The sequence below is a fragment of the Serratia sp. PGPR-27 genome (assembly GCF_022678525.1).
Taxonomy (GTDB): Bacteria; Pseudomonadota; Gammaproteobacteria; order Enterobacterales; family Enterobacteriaceae; genus Serratia; species Serratia nematodiphila.
This window is the reverse complement of sequence record NZ_JALBYS010000009.1, coordinates 108,856-128,654: the sequence shown is the minus strand read 5'-3', so window position 1 is coordinate 128,654 and position 19,799 is coordinate 108,856. Positions and strand designations below refer to the sequence as shown.

Here is a 19,799-nt window from a genome sequence, read left to right as displayed (position 1 = left end):
GTGCTGGGCATCGAATCTGCGCGCACCGTGCGTGGCCACCGCTTCATGGGCGAAGCCGAGTTCACCCTCGATAACGCCGACCAATACCCGCAGATCCTGCTGGAGCGCGGCAAAGTGGTCGCCGACTACGAAGCGCGTAAAGCCCTCATCAAACGCGACGCCGAACTGGCGGCGCAGAAGATTGGCGGCAAAGCCGATCTGAGCGACAGCCTGCTGGAAGAAGTGGCCTCGCTGGTGGAATGGCCGGTGGTGATGACCGCCAAATTCGAAGAGAAATTCCTGGCGGTGCCGGCGGAAGCGCTGGTGTACACCATGAAGGGCGACCAGAAGTATTTCCCGGTGTATGACGCCGCGGGCAAACTGCTGCCGAACTTTATCTTTGTGGCCAATATCGAGTCGAAAGACCCGCAGCAGATCATTTCCGGTAACGAGAAAGTGGTGCGTCCGCGCCTGGCCGATGCCGAGTTCTTCTTCAACACCGATCGCAAGAAACGTCTGGAAGACAACCTGCCGCGCCTGGAAACCGTGCTGTTCCAACAGCAGCTGGGCACCCTGCGCGACAAAACCGATCGCATTCAGGCGCTGGCGGGCTGGGTTGCCGGCCAGATCGGCGCCGACGTCAACCACGCCACCCGCGCGGGCCTGCTGTCGAAGTGCGACCTGATGACCAATATGGTGTTCGAATTCACCGACACCCAGGGCGTGATGGGCATGCACTACGCGCGCCACGACGGTGAGGCGGAAGACGTCGCCGTTGCGCTGAACGAACAGTATCAGCCGCGCTACGCCGGCGATGCGCTGCCGCAGTCGCTGGTGGCCTGTTCCCTGGCGATCGCCGACAAGATGGACACCCTGGCCGGCATTTTTGGCATCGGGCAGCATCCGAAAGGCGATAAAGACCCGTTCGCGCTGCGCCGCGCCGCGCTGGGCGTGCTGCGCATCATCGTCGAGAAAAACCTGCCGCTGGATCTGCAGACCCTGACCGAAGAGGCCGTGCGCCTGTACGGCAGCAAGCTGACCAACGCCAAAGTGGTCGATGAGGTGGTGGAATTCATGCTGGGCCGCTTCCGCGCCTGGTATCAGGAAGAAGGCCACGCGGTCGATACCATTCAGGCGGTGCTGGCGCGCCGTCCGACCAAGCCGGCCGACTTTGACGCACGCGTCAAGGCGGTATCCCACTTCCGCACGCTGGACGAAGCGGCGGCGTTGGCTGCGGCCAACAAACGCGTCTCCAATATCCTGGCCAAATCTACCGAAACGCTGAACGACAGCGTACGCGCCTCGGTGCTGAAGGACGCGGCGGAGATCCAGTTGGCGACCCACCTGGTGGTGCTGCGCGACAAGCTGCAGCCGTACTTCGCGGCGGGCAACTACCAGGAAGCGCTGGTGGAACTGGCTGCGCTGCGTGAGCCGGTGGATGCGTTCTTCGACAACGTGATGGTAATGGCGGACGATGCGGAAGTGCGCGTGAATCGTCTGACGCTGCTGAGCAAACTGCGTGAACTGTTCCTGCAGGTGGCGGATATCTCCGTACTGCAGTAAACGGCTCTGTGCTGTGAAAAGGCGCCTGCGGGCGCTTTTTTATTTCCGTTTCCTGGGTGCGAAGGCAAGGTCGCCTGGCGACTTGGGGGGCGACTTGGGGAAATTGAAGCGTCCGGTCGCCGACGGCAATGAACCTCAGTGCGTTTTGCGCACGATGTTCAACCGCCTCCGGCCGAGACAATGTTCACCGCAAACGGAATCGCGTATCGGAACGCCGCCAGTTGATCTATTCTTATAGGCGCACGGAGTGCGGAAAAAGGGGCGGAGTCCAATGAAAAAGCAGGTTTATAACAGGAGTTATGTCACATGGCGGTAGGGATCCAGAGCAGAGGTTTCGCGCGTTGGTTGGCACCGGTATTGGCATTGTTGGTGGTCATGCAATTGACCGCCTGCGGCGATAAAGAGCCGGAACAGCGCAAAGCATTTATCGATTACTTACAGAATACCGTGATGCGCAGCGGGGCGAACATCCCCACGCTGAGCGAAGACCAGAAGCAGAAGTTCGGCAACTATGCCGGCGATTACGCGATTTTGGTCGGCTTTTCACAGCAGCTGTCCAAGTCGGTCGGCGCCAGCCTGACGCCAGCGCTGGATCAGATTAACCAGATCCGCACCGCACAGGACTATCTGAACAAACGCGATGCGCTGCAGCAATCGGTCGGGGCGTTGAACCTGCTGGGCCAGCAGATCCAGTCCGCCAAGTCGCAGGCGGATACCGCCCGCACGGCGCTGAAACAGCCCGACGATCTGAAGGCGGTGTATAACCAGGCCTATGACAAAATCGTCACCGCGCCGGCCAACGCCCTGATGCCGGCGATCCCGACCACCGCCAGCTTTGTGCAGGATCTGGTGCAGGTTGGCGATTTCCTGCAGAGCCAGGGCAATCAGGTCAGCTTCAACAACAACGGCGTGCAGTTCCGCACCGCGCAGCAGGTGGCGCAGTACAACACCATGATGTCGAATCTGGTGGCCAAACAGCAGAACCTGGTGAATGCGCAGAAAGCCATTCAAAGCGTGACGCAATAACGCGCCTACGACGATCTACAGGCCGGCATTGCCGGCCTGTTTTATTTCCCCTCAGCGTTTCCAATAGCTTGCTGGTTTATTACGCAGGCTTCTGTACTACACTTCAATTAATCCATTCATTCAGCAATGTAGTTTTCTTTCATTCATCACTTCGCTAGTTCCCGGCGGGATGAGTGCTCACAGGGAAGATCAAACAGAGCGTCGCGTTCGGGCGCTGCAGCTAAAAATAAATTGTGATATTTGTCACAATTTAAAAACAAACTACCAAGTTAAAAATGTGACCCGAATCACTTTATTGTCGGTTTTTGGGCGGTTTTTTTCTCACTGTGCTTTTTTTACACGCTATAAATGTGATCTTTATCACCATAAGTGAGGGGGTGTCGGGGTGTTGTGTGTGACTTGTATCACAAAAAATTCGTGAAGTTCGCGTGACAAAAACAGCGTGATAGAGTCCGTTTCGCATACAGCGGCAACACGGCTGGATCGTCACAACAATAATCACGCGCTCTATTGTCAGCGCGTAACAATAGGGGTGTGTTTTATGTTTTCACCAGACATCAAGGTTAAAGTGCAAAACTTTGGCCGCTTCCTGAGCAACATGGTGATGCCCAACATCGGCGCCTTTATCGCCTGGGGGATTATCACCGCGCTATTCATTCCAACCGGCTGGCTGCCGAATGAGACCTTAGCCAAGCTGGTCGGCCCGATGATCACTTACCTGCTGCCGCTGCTGATCGGTTATACCGGCGGGCGGCTGGTGGGCGGCGATCGCGGCGGTGTGGTCGGCGCCATCACCACCATGGGCGTCATCGTCGGCGCCGATATGCCGATGTTCCTCGGCGCGATGATCGCCGGTCCGCTGGGCGGCTGGGCCATCAAGCACTTCGACCGCTGGGTGGACGGCAAGATCAAAAGCGGCTTTGAAATGCTGGTGAACAACTTCTCCGCCGGCATCATCGGCATGCTGTTGGCGATCCTGGCCTTCCTGGGCATCGGGCCGCTGGTGGAGGTGCTTTCCAAGCTGCTGGCGGCGGGCGTGCACGTGATGGTGACGAACAACCTGCTGCCATTGGCGTCCATCTTCGTTGAACCGGCGAAAATCCTGTTCCTGAACAACGCCATCAACCACGGCATCTTCTCGCCGCTGGGCATCCAGCAGGCGACGGAAGCCGGCAAGTCGGTGTTCTTCCTGATCGAAGCCAACCCAGGCCCGGGCATGGGCGTGCTGATGGCCTACATGTTCTTCGGCCGCGGCAGCGCCAAGCAATCCGCCGGCGGTGCGGCGATCATTCACTTCCTGGGCGGCATCCACGAAATCTACTTCCCGTACGTGCTGATGAACCCGCGTCTGCTGCTGGCGGTGATCCTGGGCGGCATGACCGGCGTCTTCACTTTGACGATGCTGAACGGCGGCCTGGTGTCTCCGGCTTCCCCGGGGTCGATTTTGGCGGTGCTGGCAATGACCCCGAAAGGCGCCTACTTCGCCAACATTGCGGCGGTGTTAGCAGCCTTTGCCGTCTCCTTCGTGGTGTCCGCTTTCCTGTTGAAAACCTCCAAGGTGAAAGAGGATGACGATCTGGAAGCCGCGACCCGCCGCGTGCAAGAGATGAAATCGCAGTCCAAGGGCGGCGCGGCCGCGCCGGCGGCGGTCGATGGCGATCTGAGCACCGTGCGCAAAATCATCGTCGCCTGCGATGCGGGCATGGGCTCCAGCGCCATGGGCGCCGGGGTGCTGCGCAAGAAAGTGGCGGACGCCGGGCTGAAGAATATCTCGGTGACCAACAGCGCCATCAACAGCTTGCCGGACGATGTGGACCTGGTGATCACGCACCGCGATCTGACCGAGCGCGCGATGCGCCATGCGCCGCAGGCCCAGCATATTTCGCTGACCAACTTCCTCGACAGCAAGCTGTATGGCGATCTGGTCGAGCGTTTGCTGGCGGTGAACACCGCTGCCGCAGCGGCCCCGCAGAGCGGCGCGCACGCGGCTGCAGAGGCCGGCGAACCGGGGCTGTTCAAGCTAAGCGAGAGCAACGTGTTCCTCAACCTGCAGGCCAGCGACAAAGAGCAGGCGATCCGCTTCGCCGGTGAGCAGCTGGTGAAGGGCGGCTACGTTGAGCCGGAATACGTGCCGGCGATGCTGGAGCGAGAAAAGCTCACGTCCACCTACCTGGGCGAGTCGATCGCCGTGCCGCACGGCACCATCGAGGCCAAAGACCGGGTGCTGCGTACCGGCGTGGTGTTCTGCCAATACCCGCAGGGCGTGCGCTTCGGCGATGAAGAGGATGAAGTGGCCCGTCTGGTGATCGGCATCGCCGCGCGCAACAACGAGCATATCCAGGTGATCACCAGCCTGACCAACGCGCTGGATGACGAGAGCGTGATCGAGCGGCTGGCGAATACCACCAGTGTCCAGGAAGTGCTGGACCTGCTCGGCGGCAAAAAAGCCGGATAACAGAATCATTTTAAAGGGTGCAGCGTGCTGCACCCTTCGACATTAAGAAGGTAGCGTTATGAAAGCATTACATTTTGGCGCAGGGAACATCGGCCGCGGTTTTATCGGCAAGCTGCTGGCGGACGCCGGGGTTGAGCTGACCTTCGCCGACGTCAATCAAACGGTGCTGGATCTGCTGAACAGCCGTAAAAGCTACCAGGTGCACGTGGTGGGCGAGCAAGAGCGCGTAGAGAGCGTCAACAACGTTAGCGCCGTCAACAGCGGCAGCGAAGCCGCGGTAGCGCTGATCGCCGAGGCGGATCTGGTGACCACCGCCGTGGGCCCGCAAATTCTCGCCAAAATCGCCGGCACGATCGCCAAAGGGCTGGTGTTGCGCCATCAGCAGGGCAATGTGCAGCCGCTGAACATCATCGCCTGCGAGAACATGGTACGCGGCACCAGCCAGCTGAAGCAGCACGTGTTCGCCGCGCTGCCGCAGGACGAGCAGGCATGGGTTGAGCAGCACGTCGGCTTCGTCGATTCGGCGGTCGATCGCATCGTGCCACCGGCGGACAGCAGCGATCCGCTGGAAGTGACGGTGGAAACCTTCAGCGAATGGATCGTCGATCAGACGCAGTTTAAAGGCCAGCCTCCGGCGATCGCCGGCATGGAGCTGACCGATAACCTGATGGCCTTCGTCGAGCGCAAGCTGTTCACCCTCAACACCGGCCACGCGATCACCGCCTACCTCGGCCAACGGGCCGGGCTGCAAACCATTCGCGACGCCATTCTCGACCCGGCGATCCGCCGCGTGGTGAAAGGGGCGATGGAAGAGAGCGGCGCGGTGCTGATCAAGCGTTACGGCTTCGACGCCGACAAGCACGCCGCCTACATCAACAAAATTCTCGGCCGCTTCGAAAACCCGTATCTGCACGATGACGTCGAGCGCGTAGGGCGCCAGCCGCTGCGCAAGCTGAGCGCCGGCGATCGCCTGATCAAACCGCTGCTGGGCACGCTGGAATACGGCCTGCCGCATGCCAACCTGATCCAGGGCATCGCCGCCGCCATGAGTTACCGCAGCGAACAGGATCCGCAGGCGCTGGAGTTGGCGGAATTGCTGAACACGCTCGGGCCGAAAGCCGCGCTGGCGCAAATTTCCGGCCTGCCGGCGGAAAGCGAGGTTGTAGAAGAGGCCGTTGCTGTGTATAACGCCATGCACAAGTAGAATCGTGATGATGAACACCCGAGCGCAGCTTGCTGCGCTCCTGGAACCCGAGTTCGGCATCGACGGCCCTCCCCACGCCTTTCGAAAAGCGACGATGGAAGAAGCACAGGCATTTGAAAACCAGGTTCTGGAAAAGCTGAACGCGGGCAAAACGGTGCGCAGCTTCCTGATCGCGGCGGTAGAGCTGCTGGCGGAAGCGCTCAACGTGCTGGTGGTGCAGGTATTCCGCAAGGACGACTATGCGGTGAAATATGCCGTCGAACCGCTATTGTCCGGCAGCGGCCCGCTGGGGGAGCTGTCGGTGCGCCTGAAGCTGATGTACGGGCTGGGGGTGATTTCCCGCCACGAATATGAAGACGCCGAGCTGCTGATGGCGATGCGCGAAGAGCTGAACCACGACGGTTCGGAATACCGCTTCGTCGACGACGAAATCCTCGGGCCGTTCGGCGAGCTGCACTGCGTGGCCGCGTTGCCGCCGGTGCCGACCTTCCTGCAGCCGGGCGAGGCGGATGAAGCGCTGATCGCCATGCAGCGTCAGCGCTATCAGCAGATGGTGCGCTCCACCATGGTGCTGTCCATTACCGACCTGATCGCCGGCATCGGTGCCAAACAACCTTCCCGACTCTCTCCTCTCGGCCGCGGCTAAGCGAAGGCCGCGCGCCATTCGTCGAACAGCAACCACAGCGCGGTGGCGGCCATCAGCCCGGACATCGCGCCGTTGAACACCCGCAGCTTCCAGGCGACCTGGAGCGCGTTGCGCAACCGGTCGCCCAGCACCGCCCACAGCAGCACACAGGGTAAATTCAGCACGACGAAACCTGCGATGACGCTCAACGTATGGACGAAGGTGGCGCCTTCGCGCGGGGTGAACAGGATCGCCACGTTGATCACCATCAGCCAGGCCTTGGGGTTGACCGCCTGAAACAGCGCGCCGTTGAGGAAACTCATTGGCCTCGCCTGCTCTTTGGCGTCCGGCGAGGCTGCCTTGAACAATTTCCATGACAGCCACAGCAGGTAGGCGCAGCCGATCACCGCCAGCGGGAAGCGAATGACGCCGGCCCAGCTCAGCGCCAGCGCCAGCAGCGGGATAATGATCGCCAGCTGCACCGCGCAGCCGGCGCCGATGCCGAACAGCATCGGCAGGGTGCGGCGCAGGCCGAAGTTGACGCCCGACGAGGCCAGCAGCAGATTGTTGGGGCCGGGGGTAATCGACATGACGGTGACGTAGCTGACAAAGGCGGAGTCCAGCATGGCAGGTTCCTTGAAAATGACGGTGATAACGAGAGGATCAGCATAATCGCTGCAATGGGATGGTGACAGAACCACAAATTGGCTATTGTCATGGTTACAGTTGTGCAAAATGTAAACTGTACCCATTGCCTGGAGAGAAACTGTGACCCTGCTCGATGAAACCCCGGATACCCGTTACCTGCAGCTGGCGGATACGCTGGCTGAGGCCATTCGCCGCGGCACGCTGCGGCCCGGCGACCGCTTGCCTTCGGTGCGGCGCTGTGCGCAAACCCATCGCGTCAGCATCAATACCGTGGTGTCGGCTTACCGCACGCTGGAGGATCGCGGACTGATCGAGGCGCGACCGCAGTCGGGGTTTTATGTCCGCAGCACGCTGCCGGCGCTGAAGATGGCCTCGGCGCCCAGCGGGCGCATCGAACCGCCGGCGGACGACGTGCTGGCGCTGATCGACACCGTGTTTGCCGCCCAGCAAAACCCGGCCTTCACCAATATTGCGTTGGCTTGCCCGCAGACCAGCGACTTTTATCCCGGCGGCAAGTTGGGGCGCATGCTGTCCTCTCAGCTGCGCCGCCAGCCGGATCTGATCGGGCAGTATCCGTTGCCGCCCGGCAGCCTGCGGCTGCGCCAGCAGATCGCCCGCCGTTCGATGACGCTGGGCATGCTGCTGGAGCCGGGCGACGTGGTGCTGACCCATGGCTGCATGGAGGCGCTGCAGCTGGCGCTGCGCGTCACCACCCAACCGGGGGACTGCGTCGGGCTGGAGTCGCCGACCTACTTTTATCTGCTGCCGCTGCTGGCCAGCCTGGGGCTGAAAGCGTTGGAAATCCCTACCGATCCGCAGCTGGGGCTGTCGTTGGACGCGCTGGAGCTGCTGTTGAACGAGAAGCGGCTGAATGCGGTGATCGCCATGCCGACGGTACAAAACCCGCTGGGCTGCACCATGCCGCTGGCGGCGAAAAAGCGGCTGGCGCGGCTGATGAACGATCATCAGGTGCCATTGATTGAAGACGGGCTGTATGCCGAGATCCAGTTCGGCGGCGCGCTGTCGCCGGCGGTGAAGGCGTTCGATCGCGACGGCTGGGTGCTGTTTTGCTCCAGCTTTACCAAAACGCTGGCGCCGGATTTTCGCGTCGGCTGGATCTGCGGCGGCCGCTTCCACGAGGCGTTGCGCAAGCTGAAGGCGGTGTCGTCGATGTCCGAGTCGCAGCTATTGTCGGAAACGCTGGCGACCTTCCTGGAGAGCGGCGGCTACGATCACCATTTGCGCAACCTGCGCAAGCGCTATGCGGCGCAGGTCGACGAGGCGCGGGCGCTGATCGCCCGGCATTTCCCGCGCGGCACGCTGGCCACGCAGCCGGCGGGCGGCTTCGTATTTTGGGTCGAGTTCCCCCCTGGCGTGGACAGCGTGGCGCTGTTCCATCAGCTGCTGGAGGAGCAGATCTGTTTGACGCCGGGCACCCTGTATTCGCCCAGCGGGCGTTACCGCAACGCGCTGCGTCTCTCCTGCTGCTACCCGTTCAACGCGCGCTACACCCAGGCGCTGGCCCGGCTGGGCGCCAAAGCCTGCGAGATGAGCGGCTTGCCGCCCGGCATTGCGCAGGACGGGTAACGGCGCGCGCCTTTTGCTACAATGCCGGTATCATTGATTAGCGTGCCATTTTGGGCACAACGGGCCAGAGACCATGAAAGAGAAAGAAAAGGCAGAGATCAAGCGCCTGAGCGACCTGCTGGACGCCTTGAACCACAAAGACGCCACCGTGATCCAACAGGGCAACCCTGAGTTGATCGCGCAGCACACCAAAGAGAAAGAGAAACTGGCGACGGAGATCGAGCGCCTGAAAAACGTGCGCGGCGAGAAGCTGAGCGCCGAAGCGCAGAAGCTGAGCAAGCTGCCGTTCAGTCGTGAAATCACCAAGAAAGAACAGGCCGATATGGGCGCGCTGAAGAAAAGCGCGCGCGGGCTGATCGTGGTGCACCCGATGACCGCGCTGGGCCGCGAGATGGGCCTGAAAGCGGTCACCGGCTACGCCAAGAAAGCGTTCTGAACCCCGGGCGTCAGACCTTGGTGGTGAAATACGCCTTGGTCTGATAGGGCACGGTGACCGTGTCCTGACCCCGCAACTCCTCTTCTTCCGCCACCAGCTGGCGCAACCGATCGATAACCTGCTCCTGTTGCTGCGGCGGCAGCGCGGCGATAAAGCTGGTTGAGCGCACCCGGTTGTAGATCACGTCCTCCACCGCGCCCCGGTGGCCGAGCATAAAGACCTGCTCCTGCAGCGGTTCAAAGCCTTTGAACGGGAAGAACTTGCGCCATTCGCCGGTATAGAAACGCGGCGCATCGCCTTCGTGGCTATCGACGATCTGATTCAGTTTACGCACCCAACCGACGCGCGCATCGCGCATGTTCCACACCAGGCCGAGTTTGCCGCCGGGCTTGAGAATGCGCTGGATTTCCGCCAGCGCCTGCGGCGTGGCGAACCAATGGAAGGACTGGGCGCACACCACGGCATCCACCGACTCGTCCGGCAGCGGGATCGCCTCGGCGGTGCCCGCCAGCGTTTTCACCTGCGGCAGCGCCGCCGACAGTTTTTCCAGCATTTGCGGCACCGGTTCGACGGCGATCACTTGCGCGCCGGTTTCCAGCAGGCGCGGGGTGAATTTGCCGGTGCCGGCGCCGAGATCGATGACCGTCATGCCGGCGTGCAGGCCGATGACGTCACGCAGCCAGTCGGCGATTTCCGGCGGGTAATCCGGCCGGCCTTTCACATAGCGATCGGCATTGGCCTGATAGCCCTCGGCGGCGGCGTGATGAATCGAATGGGTCGGGGTGGTCATAACCTGGCTCCTGGCTGAAAAAACGTGCGGCTACAGTATAGGCGGAAGAAAAGGGTTAACGCGGCATCCGGCGCACGTTTTTCATTTTTCCGCCCACGCGTTCAACGGCCGAGCAGGCGGCGATTGAAGTCCTCGAGGCGCCCTTCGGCGAGCCGCGTGAGCATGGTCTTGCTCCAGCTGGCGGAGAGGCCGGCCACCGCCAGCAGGCGGCGGTACTGTTCCGCGTCGAACGGCATATGCCAGGCGATGGCGATGGCTTCGGCGACCGTCACGTCGCTGCTGCGCGCCGCCAGCTCCAGCGGACGGTCGCCGCTGACCGCGCCCGGCGACACCACCCGATACAGCCAGCCGCAGCGGCCGCTTTGCTGCATCAGCACTGAAATGTCCTCGATCGCGAAGTGATAATTGAGCTTGAAGCACGGCGAGCGCGGCTGGGTGACCTGGATCAGCGCCTCGCCCCAGCGGAAGATGTCGCCCATAAACACATTGTGTTCGGTCAGCCCTTCGGTGGAGAGATTCTCGCCGAAGGCCGGGGCGCAAAATTGCTCGGCCTGCGCCGGAAACTGCTCGCGCCAGTGGAGGTAATGCTCGCGCGGGTAGTGGCACAGCGCGCGGTCCGGCCCGCCGTGATAGCTTTTTTCGGCCTGTTCGTCGCCTTCCAGGCCGAGCGGCGTGAGCCGGATGGCACCATCCACCTGGCGTTTGGCGATGGCGCTGGGGCGCTCGCCCTCATAGGGTTGGATGCTGCCGATGTAAACGTCTGGGTGATGCATGTGCGCCTCCGTGTCTCGCGTCGAGGGCTCAGCATAGCCTGAGTTGTGCCGGGGGGACATAACAACCCGCCCGAAATAATCAGGCGGGCGGCGGGGCGTCAGAAGGTGGTCCAGTTCTCTTCCGCTGCGGCGTTGGCGGCCGCGGGTTTGACGGCCGGCGTTTTCGGCGCGGCGGCTTTCACGGCGGCGAGTTCGGTCTGCTCCGCCAAACGGAACACCGAAACGCTCTGCAACAGCATGTCGGCCTGCTCTTCCAGCGAATCGGCGGCGGCGGCGGACTCTTCCACCAGCGCGGCGTTCTGCTGAGTGGTATGGTCCATTTCGACGATCGCCTGGCCAATCTGGGCGATGCCGCGCGTCTGTTCATCGGAGGCGGCGGCGATCTCGGCCATGATGTCGCGCACGTGGGTGACCGAGCGGACGATCTGCTCCATGGTATTGCCGGTGCTTTCCACCAGTTCGGTGCCGGTTTTCACCCGGCTGACCGATTCGGCGATCAGCCCTTCGATCTCCTTCGCCGCCTGGGCGCTGCGGCTCGCCAGGCTGCGCACTTCGCTGGCGACCACCGAGAAGCCGCGGCCCTGTTCGCCGGCGCGCGCCGCTTCCACCGCGGCGTTGAGCGCCAGGATGTTGGTCTGGAAGGCAATGCCGTTGATTAGGGTAGTAATTTCGGCGATACGCTGCGAACTGCTGGAAATATCGCGCATGGTGCTGACCACGTTTTCCACCAGCTTGCCGCCCTGCTGCGCGGTCTGCGAGGCGTCGGTGGCCAGCTGATTGGCGTGATGGGCGTTGTCGGCGTTCTGCTTCACCGTGGCGGTCAGCTGCTCCATGCTGGCGGCGGTTTCCTCGACCGCCGCCGCCTGCTGCTCGGTGCGGGAAGAGAGATCGGTGTTGCCGGCGGCGATTTCCGCCGAGGCGGTGGAGACCTGGCTGACCCCCATCTGGATCTTCTCAATCATGGTGCGCAGGTTTTGGCTCATGGCCGCCACCGCGTTCAGCAGCTGCCCCAGCTCGTCGCGGCGGGTGCTGGTCTGCGCCTGACGCAGGTCGCCGTTGGCGATGCGTTCCGCCATCGCCAGCGTGCTGTGCAGCGGACGGGTGATCTGCAGCGTGATGCGCCAGGCGATTAGCACCCCGGCGATGATGGCGATCAGGGTGGTGACGCCCATCTGCAGCTGCGCCAGGTTGATGTTGTTGCGCGTCTGCACCAGCTCGTCCTGCATAAAGGCGTTTACCAACGTGCCGATCGCTTGCGCGCGTTCGCCGAGCTGCCGGCTGATTTGCTGTTCGTGTTCATAAGCCGGTAGGTAGGCCGCGATGCGGTTTTTGTAATCGTCCAGGGCGGCCAGCAGCGGTTGCAACTGCGGGCGCTGCGCGTCGCTGACCCGGCGGCTCAGGGCGTTGGCCGCGTCGCGCGCGTCGTCGATGGCCGCCATCAGCGGCGCTTCGGTTTCCTTGTTCAGGCTCAGCAGCAGGCCGCGCGCGCCGTAGCGCACCTGGGTCAGCTTCTGGTTCAGTTGGATGAAGGCCAGCTGCAGATCGCCGTTGGTCAGCTGGCGCTCCACCTGGCTCAGGCTGGCTTGCACTTCCGACATGTTCCAGCTCTGGCGCACGGCGTCTTTCGCCGAGACCGCCTGCTCAAAGACCTTTTGCTGCTGCTGATATTCCCCGATCAGCGTCACCAGACGCTGCAGATCCTTGCGACTTTGAGCGTCCCAGTCCAGCGCCTGTCCCTGATCTATCAGTTTGACGGCGTTTTCAATATTGGCGCGGTTGTTCTGCAGATACTCCGGCTGGTAGGTCTGGCCGTACATGGCGCGGTTGTATTTGGCCTGGTTGATCTCCTCGTTCAGCCGGTTGCTGAAGTCGATGCGATCGGCGCGGGATTCGATGATGTGCAGATATTGCGCTCCGGTGCCGGCGATGACGACCGCCAACAGCAGCAACAGCGCGAAGCCGAGGCCGAGCTTTTTACCTACGGTGAGATGGGTGAACTTTCCTGCCAATGCTTGCAATGCCGCCATAGCGTTTTTCCTTCTCCGGGCGAACGTCAATTGAACAAACCATCGGCAGGAAGTGGTCAAACTTTAGCGGATTTCAGGCAAAAAAATACCCGCCGGCGGCGGGCATCTTCATCAACGGGGGCGAATTACTTCTTCGCGGCGAAGCGCGCGGCGGCTTCGTCCCAGTTGACCACGTTCCAGAACGCCTTGATGTAGTCAGGACGTTTGTTCTGATATTTCAGGTAGTAAGCGTGTTCCCACACGTCCAGGCCGATGATTGGGAAACCGGAAGCGCCGGCGACGGCTTCGCCCATCAGCGGGCTGTCCTGGTTGGCGGTAGACACTACGGCCAGCTTGCCGTCTTTCAGCACCAGCCAGGCCCAACCGGAACCGAAGCGGGTGGCTGCGGCTTTCTCGAACTCTTCCTGGAATTTCTCAACGCTGCCGAAATCGCGCTCGATGGCCGCTTTCAGATCGCCGCCCAGCGTGGTGCCGGTTTTCAGGTTTTTCCAGAAGAAGCTGTGGTTGGCGTGGCCGCCGGCGTTGTTGCGCATGAAGGTGCGTTTGTCGGCAGGCACTTTATCCAGATCCTGGATCAGCTCTTCAACGCTGTATTTGGCCAGCTCAGGGTAGGCTTCCAGCACGGTGTTGGCGTTGTTGACGTAGGTCTGGTGGTGTTTGGTGTGATGGATTTCCATCGTCTGCTTGTCGAAATGCGGTTCCAGTGCGTCGTAAGCGTACGGCAGGGATGGCAGTGAATAACTCATAATCATCATCTCCAGTGGTGTATGGGCGGCGCAAAGGGCGAGCACCGCGTAAGCAGTCGGATCATTATAGTTAATTAAATGATATTGAAAATGATTATCAATGCCCTGTGAACTGTGTGGTTAATGAACAAATTGTTGCGTTAACATGCTGATAGAAGAGGGCGCTGGGGGGCCGCGTCGAACCGCCGCCCCGGCGCGTTGGTTACTCTCTATACTGTAGGGAGCGCCAACGCCGAAATGTATCGAAATGTGCCAATGCGTTCACTGAATGAGCACGAGTGTGTAACAACCACAAGCACGCTGTGGTAATATGGCCGGCGTTCGTAGCAAGCATAACAACAGTGACATTCGCGTTTGCCGCGCTAGCGGGCAGGCGCATTTGAACAATGTGACAATCGAGAGTAAAGGAGACCCCCATGCAGGTCAGCAGAAGGCAGTTCTTTAAGATCTGCGCTGGCGGTATGGCAGGAACGACGGTGGCCGCGCTGGGCTTTGCCCCCGAAGTGGCGTTGGCGGAAACCCGGCAGTACAAACTGCTGCGCGCCCGCGAGACCCGTAATACCTGTACGTATTGTTCCGTCGGCTGTGGGCTGTTGATGTACAGCCTTGGTGATGGCGCCAAAAACGCCAAAGAAAGCATTTTCCATATCGAAGGGGATCCGGATCACCCGGTAAACCGCGGCGCGCTTTGCCCGAAAGGCGCCGGCCTGGTTGACTTCATCCACAGCGAAAGCCGCCTCAAGTACCCGGAATACCGGGCGCCAGGGTCGGACAAATGGCAGCGCATCAGCTGGGACGACGCCTTTACCCGCATCGCCAAGCTGGTGAAAGAAGACCGTGACGCCAACTTCATCAAAACCAACGACCAGGGCGTTACCGTCAACCGCTGGCTGACCACCGGCATGCTGTGCGCTTCGGCCGCCAGCAACGAAACCGGTTTTCTGTCGCAGAAATTTAGTCGCGCTCTCGGCATGCTTGCCGTAGACAACCAGGCGCGTGTCTGACACGGACCAACGGTAGCAAGTCTTGCTCCAACATTTGGTCGCGGTGCGATGACCAACCACTGGGTTGATATCAAGAACGCGAATTTGATTATCGTCATGGGCGGTAATGCGGCGGAAGCGCATCCGGTGGGGTTCCGCTGGGCGATGGAAGCCAAAATACACAACAATGCCAAGCTGATCGTGATCGATCCGCGCTTTACCCGAACCGCATCGGTGGCGGACTTCTACACGCCGATCCGCTCCGGGACCGACATCGCTTTCCTGTCGGGCGTGTTGCTGTATCTGATGACCAACAACAAGTTCAACCGCGAATACGTCGAGGCCTACACCAACGCCAGCCTGCTGGTGCGGGAAGACTTTGCCTTCGAAGACGGCTTGTTCAGCGGCTACGATGCGGAAAACCGCAAGTACGACAAAACCACCTGGAACTACCAGTTCGACGAGAACGGCTTCGCCAAGCGCGACGTCACGCTGCAGGATCCGCGCTGCGTGTGGAACCTGCTGAAGCAGCACGTGAGCCGCTACACGCCTGACGTGGTGAGCAACATCTGCGGCACGCCGAAGGACGATTTCCTCAAGGTGTGCGAATACATCGCCGAAACCTGCGTGGCGGATAAAACCGCGTCGTTCCTGTACGCCCTGGGCTGGACTCAGCACTCGGTCGGCGCGCAGAACATCCGCACCATGGCGATGATCCAGCTGCTGCTCGGCAACATGGGCATGGCGGGCGGCGGCGTCAACGCGCTGCGCGGCCACTCCAACATCCAGGGGCTGACCGATCTCGGCCTGCTGTCGCAGAGCCTGCCGGGCTACCTGACGCTGCCGTCGGAGAAACAGACCGATCTCGAGACCTACCTGAAGGCCAACACGCCGAAGGCGCTGCTGCCGGGCCAGGTGAACTACTGGGGCAACTACCCGAAATTCTTCGTCAGCATGATGAAGACCTTCTACGGCGACAAGGCGCAGAAGGACAACAGCTGGGGCTTTGACTGGTTGCCGAAGTGGGACAAAGGCTACGACGTGCTGCAGTACTTCGAGATGATGGCGCAGGGCAAGGTCAACGGCTACTTCTGCCAGGGCTTTAACCCGGTGGCGTCGTTCCCGAACAAAAACAAGGTGGTGGCTTCACTGTCCAAGCTGAAGTTCCTGGTGACCATCGATCCGTTGAACACCGAGACCTCCAACTTCTGGCAGAACCACGGCGAGTTCAACGAAGTGGATCCGTCGCAGATCCAGACCGAAGTGTTCCGCCTGCCGTCCACCTGCTTCGCCGAAGAGAACGGCTCGATCGTCAACTCCGGCCGCTGGCTGCAGTGGCACTGGAAAGGCGCGGACGCCCCGGGCGAAGCGCTGAACGACGGCGAGATCCTGGCGGGCATCTTCAGCCGCCTGCGCGAGATGTATGCGCGCGACGGCGGCGCGGTGCCTGAGCAGGTGCTGAACATGACCTGGGACTACCTGACGCCGGACAACCCGGCGCCGGAAGAGGTGGCGCAGGAGAACAACGGCAAGGCGCTGGCGGATCTGCTGGATGCCGACGGCAAAGTGCTGGTGAAAAAAGGCGAACTGCTCAGCTCGTTCGCGCAATTGCGCGACGACGGCACCACCGCCAGCGGTTGCTGGATCTTCGCCGGCAGCTGGACGCCGGCCGGCAACCAGATGGCGCGGCGCGACAACGCCGATCCGTCCGGCCTCGGCAACACGCTGGGCTGGGCCTGGGCATGGCCGCTCAACCGTCGCATTCTGTACAACCGCGCCTCGGCGGATCCGCAGGGCAAACCGTGGGATCCGAAACGCCAACTGCTGGAGTGGGACGGCGCCAAGTGGGTCGGGGCCGATATCCCGGACTACAGCACCGCCGCGCCGGGCAGCGACGTCGGGCCGTTCATCATGCAGCCGGAAGGCATGGGCCGCCTGTTCGCCACCGACAAGATGGCGGAAGGGCCGTTCCCTGAACACTATGAGCCGTTCGAAACGCCGCTCGGCACCAACCCGCTGCACCCGAACGTGGTGTCCAACCCGGCGGCGCGCGTGTTCAAGGACGATCTGGCGGCGATGGGCAAATCCGACAAGTTCCCTTACGTCGGCACCACCTATCGTCTGACCGAGCACTTCCACTACTGGACCAAGCACGCGCGGCTGAACGCCATCGCCCAGCCGGAACAGTTCGTGGAAATCGGCGAAAAGCTGGCGGAGAAGAAAGGCATCAAGCAGGGCGACACCGTGAAAGTCAGCTCCAACCGTGGCTACATCAAGGCCAAGGCGGTGGTGACCAAGCGTATTCGCACGCTGCAGGTGCACGGCCAGGAAGTCGACACCATCGGCATCCCTATTCACTGGGGTTACGAAGGGGTGGCGAAGAAAGGCTTTATCGCCAACACGCTGACGCCGTTCGTCGGCGACGCCAATACGCAAACGCCGGAGTTCAAGGCGTTCCTGGTCAACGTGGAAAAGGTGTAACGGAGACGAATTATGGCCATGCAATCTCAAGACATCATTCGTAAATCCGCCACCAATGGTTTCACGCCGGCGCCGCGCGCCCGTGACCACCAGGAAGAAGTGGCCAAACTGATCGATGTCACCACCTGTATCGGCTGCAAGGCCTGTCAGGTGGCCTGTTCCGAATGGAACGACATCCGCGACGAAGTGGGGCACAACGTCGGGGTGTACGATAACCCCGCCGATCTGACCGCCAAGTCGTGGACGGTGATGCGCTTCTCCGAGGTGGAGGAAAACGGCAAGCTGGAATGGCTGATCCGCAAGGACGGCTGCATGCACTGCGCCGATCCGGGTTGCCTGAAGGCCTGCCCGTCGGAAGGCGCGATCATTCAGTACGCCAACGGCATCGTCGACTTCCAGTCCGAGCACTGCATCGGCTGCGGCTACTGCATCGCCGGCTGCCCGTTTGACGTGCCGCGCATGAACAAGGACGACAACCGGGTGTACAAGTGCACCCTGTGCGTCGACCGGGTGGACGTCGGCCAGGAACCGGCCTGCGTGAAAACCTGCCCGACCGGCGCCATTCACTTCGGCACCAAGGAAGCGATGAAGCAGGTGGCGGCGGATCGCGTCAGCGAGCTGAACACCCGCGGTTACCAGAACGCCGGTCTGTACGATCCGGCGGGGGTGGGCGGCACGCACGTGATGTACGTGTTGCACCACGCCGACAAACCACAGCTGTACCACGGTTTGCCGGACAACCCGAGCATCAGCCCGGCGGTGACCTTCTGGAAGGGCGTGTGGAAACCCCTGGCGGCCATCGGCTTTGCCGCCACCTTCGCGGCCAGCGTGTTCCACTATGTCGGCGTCGGGCCTAACCGCGTCGAAGATGAGGACGAGCACGACGAGTCGCACGACGAGGAGACGCGCAAATGAGAAAGGAAAAGCCCATTCAGCGTTACAGCGCGCCGGAGCGCATCAACCACTGGATCGTGGCGTTCTGCTTCGTGTTCGCCGCCATCAGCGGGCTGGGGTTCTTTTTCCCCTCCTTCAACTGGCTGATGAACATCTTCGGGACGCCGCAGCTGGCGCGCATTCTGCACCCGTTTGTCGGGGTGATCATGTTCGCCGCGTTCCTGCTGATGTTCCTGCGATACTGGAAGCACAACCTGATCAACCGGGAAGATATCGTCTGGGCCAAGAACATCCACAAAATCGCCATGAACGAGGAAGTGGGTGATACCGGGCGCTATAATTTCGGCCAGAAGTGCGTGTTCTGGGCGGCGATTATCAGCCTGCTGCTGCTGCTGGCCAGCGGCGTGGTGATCTGGCGGCCGTATTTTGCGCCGTCGTTCTCCATTCCGCTGATCCGCATCGCGCTGCTGGTGCATTCGCTGGCCGCGGTCGGCCTTATCATCGTGATTATGGTGCACATTTACGCCGCATTGTGGGTAAAAGGCACCATTACCGCGATGGTGGAAGGCTGGGTGCCGGCGGCCTGGGCCAAGAAACATCATCCGCGCTGGTACCGTGAGGTCCGCGAGAAACGACAGGAAGATAAACCCTGATGAGTATCCGCATCGTTCCTAAAGAGCAGTTAGGGGCACAGCGTGAGAAGTCCACAACGGCGGAGAACATCCCGCCGTTACTTTTCGCCAACCTGAAAAGCCTGTACAGCCGCCGCGCCGAACGTCTGCGTCAGCTGGCTGTCGACAACCCGCTGGGCGACTACCTGAACTTTGCCGCCGAGCTGGCGCAGGCGCAGCAGCATGCGCTGCACGATAACCCGCTGGCGCTCGATCTTAGCGAAGCGTTGGTGCAGGGCGCCGCCAGCGGCAAACCGCCGCTCGATCTGAGCGTGTTCCCGCGCAGCGAGCACTGGCGCAAGCTGTTGACATCGCTGATCGCCGAGCTGCGCCCGCAGGCGCCGGAGCATATTCTGGCGGTGCTGGACAACCTGGAGAAGGCCTCGGCGCACGAGCTGGAGCTGATGGCCGACGCCTTACTCAACCGCGAGTTCGGCAAGGTAGGCAGCGAGAAGGCGCCGTTTCTCTGGGCCGCGCTGTCGCTCTATTGGGCGCAGATGGCCAGCCTGATCCCCGGCAAGGCGCGCGCCGAATACGGCGAGCAGCGCCAGTTCTGCCCGGTGTGCGGCAGCATCCCGGTCTCCAGCATGGTGCACATCGGCACCGTCAACGGCCTGCGCTACCTGCACTGCAACCTGTGCGAAAGCGAATGGCACGTGGTGCGGGTGAAGTGCAGCAACTGCGAGCAGACTCGCGATCTCAACTACTGGTCGCTGGACAGCGAGCAGGCGGCGGTGAAGGCGGAGAGCTGCGGCGACTGCGGCACTTACCTGAAGATCCTCTATCAGGAAAAAGACCCGCAGGTCGAAGCGGTGGCCGACGATCTGGCTTCGCTGGTGCTGGATGCCCGTATGGAAGAAGAAGGCTTCGGCCGCAGCAGCATCAATCCGTTCCTGTTCCCGGCGGAGTAA

At 61.5% G+C, this 19,799-nt stretch carries 16 protein-coding genes; 11 read left to right on the top strand and 5 right to left on the bottom strand.

Features of this window, described 5'->3' with window-relative positions; translation table 11 throughout:
* The 5 genes from glyS to MMS95_RS07555 all read left to right on the top strand — a co-directional run.
* Positions 1-1,542 (top strand): glycine--tRNA ligase subunit beta (gene glyS / locus MMS95_RS07575; RefSeq protein ID WP_242141542.1); only part of this gene is annotated, 1,542 nt, incomplete at its 5' end.
* A gap of 306 nt (positions 1,543-1,848) precedes the next feature.
* A complete protein-coding gene (locus MMS95_RS07570; protein ID WP_015376162.1) occupies positions 1,849-2,568 on the top strand; it encodes a DUF3053 domain-containing protein in 720 nt (239 codons plus the stop codon).
* A gap of 541 nt (positions 2,569-3,109) precedes the next feature.
* Entirely contained in the window at positions 3,110-5,023 is a 1,914-nt protein-coding gene (locus MMS95_RS07565) for a PTS mannitol transporter subunit IICBA (protein ID WP_048326771.1), read from the top strand.
* Positions 5,024-5,081: 58 nt separating this feature from the next.
* The gene (locus MMS95_RS07560; RefSeq protein WP_021504154.1) at positions 5,082-6,227 is read left to right on the top strand and encodes a mannitol-1-phosphate 5-dehydrogenase; all 1,146 of its coding nucleotides are present in this window, start codon (positions 5,082-5,084) and stop codon (positions 6,225-6,227) included.
* A 94-nt stretch (positions 6,228-6,321) separates the two neighbouring features.
* Complete coding sequence (locus tag MMS95_RS07555; protein WP_016929575.1) at positions 6,322-6,873, top strand: MltR family transcriptional regulator; 552 nt, start codon at positions 6,322-6,324, stop codon at positions 6,871-6,873.
* Here the strand turns inward: MMS95_RS07555 and MMS95_RS07550 are convergent.
* Complete coding sequence (locus tag MMS95_RS07550) at positions 6,870-7,478, bottom strand: LysE family translocator (RefSeq protein ID WP_033631407.1); 609 nt, start codon at positions 7,476-7,478, stop codon at positions 6,870-6,872. The genes MMS95_RS07555 and MMS95_RS07550 overlap by 4 nt on opposite strands.
* Positions 7,479-7,620: 142 nt before the next feature.
* On the opposite strand from MMS95_RS07550, the gene MMS95_RS07545 reads away from it, so the two are divergent.
* Complete coding sequence (locus MMS95_RS07545; protein ID WP_004933986.1) at positions 7,621-9,087, top strand: PLP-dependent aminotransferase family protein; 1,467 nt, start codon at positions 7,621-7,623, stop codon at positions 9,085-9,087.
* A 73-nt stretch (positions 9,088-9,160) separates the two neighbouring features.
* Positions 9,161-9,523, top strand: a complete 363-nt coding sequence (locus tag MMS95_RS07540) for a YibL family ribosome-associated protein (protein ID WP_004933989.1) — start codon at positions 9,161-9,163, stop codon at positions 9,521-9,523.
* 10 nt (positions 9,524-9,533) lie between these two features.
* On the opposite strand, the gene MMS95_RS07535 is transcribed toward MMS95_RS07540, so the two are convergent.
* From MMS95_RS07535 to sodA, 4 genes are all read right to left on the bottom strand, one after another.
* The gene (locus tag MMS95_RS07535; protein ID WP_033631408.1) at positions 9,534-10,313 is read right to left on the bottom strand and encodes a class I SAM-dependent methyltransferase; all 780 of its coding nucleotides are present in this window, start codon (positions 10,311-10,313) and stop codon (positions 9,534-9,536) included.
* 101 nt (positions 10,314-10,414) lie between these two features.
* On the bottom strand, positions 10,415-11,086 hold the full coding sequence (gene yiiM / locus MMS95_RS07530; RefSeq protein ID WP_156866340.1) for a 6-hydroxyaminopurine reductase: 672 nt from the start codon (positions 11,084-11,086) through the stop codon (positions 10,415-10,417).
* Between the two features lie 98 nt (positions 11,087-11,184).
* Positions 11,185-13,113, bottom strand: a complete 1,929-nt coding sequence (locus MMS95_RS07525) for a methyl-accepting chemotaxis protein (RefSeq protein WP_242141541.1) — start codon at positions 13,111-13,113, stop codon at positions 11,185-11,187.
* A gap of 125 nt (positions 13,114-13,238) precedes the next feature.
* Positions 13,239-13,859 carry a superoxide dismutase [Mn] gene (sodA, locus tag MMS95_RS07520; RefSeq protein WP_004934003.1) on the bottom strand — a complete coding sequence of 207 codons (621 nt, stop codon included), beginning with the start codon at positions 13,857-13,859 and terminating at the stop codon, positions 13,239-13,241.
* 416 nt (positions 13,860-14,275) lie between these two features.
* On the opposite strand from sodA, the gene fdnG reads away from it, so the two are divergent.
* From fdnG to fdhE, 4 genes are read left to right on the top strand one after another with little or no spacing between them, the layout of a single operon-like run.
* On the top strand, positions 14,276-17,323 hold the full coding sequence (gene fdnG, locus MMS95_RS07515; protein ID WP_103086119.1) for a formate dehydrogenase-N subunit alpha: 3,048 nt from the start codon (positions 14,276-14,278) through the stop codon (positions 17,321-17,323).
* Positions 17,324-17,335: 12 nt separating this feature from the next.
* Positions 17,336-18,238 (top strand): formate dehydrogenase subunit beta, encoded by a 903-nt coding sequence (fdxH, locus tag MMS95_RS07510; protein ID WP_004934014.1) that lies wholly within the window; start codon positions 17,336-17,338, stop codon positions 18,236-18,238.
* The gene (fdoI, locus tag MMS95_RS07505) at positions 18,235-18,870 is read left to right on the top strand and encodes a formate dehydrogenase cytochrome b556 subunit (RefSeq protein WP_156866342.1); all 636 of its coding nucleotides are present in this window, start codon (positions 18,235-18,237) and stop codon (positions 18,868-18,870) included. Before fdxH ends, fdoI begins: the two co-directional genes overlap by 4 nt.
* Positions 18,870-19,799, top strand: coding sequence for a formate dehydrogenase accessory protein FdhE (fdhE, locus tag MMS95_RS07500; protein WP_156866343.1), 930 nt, complete (start codon positions 18,870-18,872; stop codon positions 19,797-19,799). The genes fdoI and fdhE overlap by 1 nt, the downstream gene beginning before the upstream one ends.

What these genes read in the sequence shown, in the direction of transcription:
- fdxH (WP_004934014.1), top strand. Translation starts at nt 17,336, where the DNA reads ATGGCCATGCAATCTCAAGACATCATTCGTAAATCCGCCACCAATGGT.
- yiiM (WP_156866340.1), bottom strand. Translation starts at nt 11,086, where the DNA reads ATGCATCACCCAGACGTTTACATCGGCAGCATCCAACCCTATGAGGGC.
- MMS95_RS07565 (WP_048326771.1), top strand. Translation starts at nt 3,110, where the DNA reads ATGTTTTCACCAGACATCAAGGTTAAAGTGCAAAACTTTGGCCGCTTC.
- MMS95_RS07525 (WP_242141541.1), bottom strand. Translation starts at nt 13,113, where the DNA reads ATGGCGGCATTGCAAGCATTGGCAGGAAAGTTCACCCATCTCACCGTA.
- MMS95_RS07570 (WP_015376162.1), top strand. Translation starts at nt 1,849, where the DNA reads ATGGCGGTAGGGATCCAGAGCAGAGGTTTCGCGCGTTGGTTGGCACCG.
- MMS95_RS07555 (WP_016929575.1), top strand. Translation starts at nt 6,322, where the DNA reads ATGGAAGAAGCACAGGCATTTGAAAACCAGGTTCTGGAAAAGCTGAAC.
- MMS95_RS07535 (WP_033631408.1), bottom strand. Translation starts at nt 10,313, where the DNA reads ATGACCACCCCGACCCATTCGATTCATCACGCCGCCGCCGAGGGCTAT.
- MMS95_RS07550 (WP_033631407.1), bottom strand. Translation starts at nt 7,478, where the DNA reads ATGCTGGACTCCGCCTTTGTCAGCTACGTCACCGTCATGTCGATTACC.
- fdoI (WP_156866342.1), top strand. Translation starts at nt 18,235, where the DNA reads ATGAGAAAGGAAAAGCCCATTCAGCGTTACAGCGCGCCGGAGCGCATC.
- MMS95_RS07540 (WP_004933989.1), top strand. Translation starts at nt 9,161, where the DNA reads ATGAAAGAGAAAGAAAAGGCAGAGATCAAGCGCCTGAGCGACCTGCTG.
- fdhE (WP_156866343.1), top strand. Translation starts at nt 18,870, where the DNA reads ATGAGTATCCGCATCGTTCCTAAAGAGCAGTTAGGGGCACAGCGTGAG.
- sodA (WP_004934003.1), bottom strand. Translation starts at nt 13,859, where the DNA reads ATGAGTTATTCACTGCCATCCCTGCCGTACGCTTACGACGCACTGGAA.
- MMS95_RS07560 (WP_021504154.1), top strand. Translation starts at nt 5,082, where the DNA reads ATGAAAGCATTACATTTTGGCGCAGGGAACATCGGCCGCGGTTTTATC.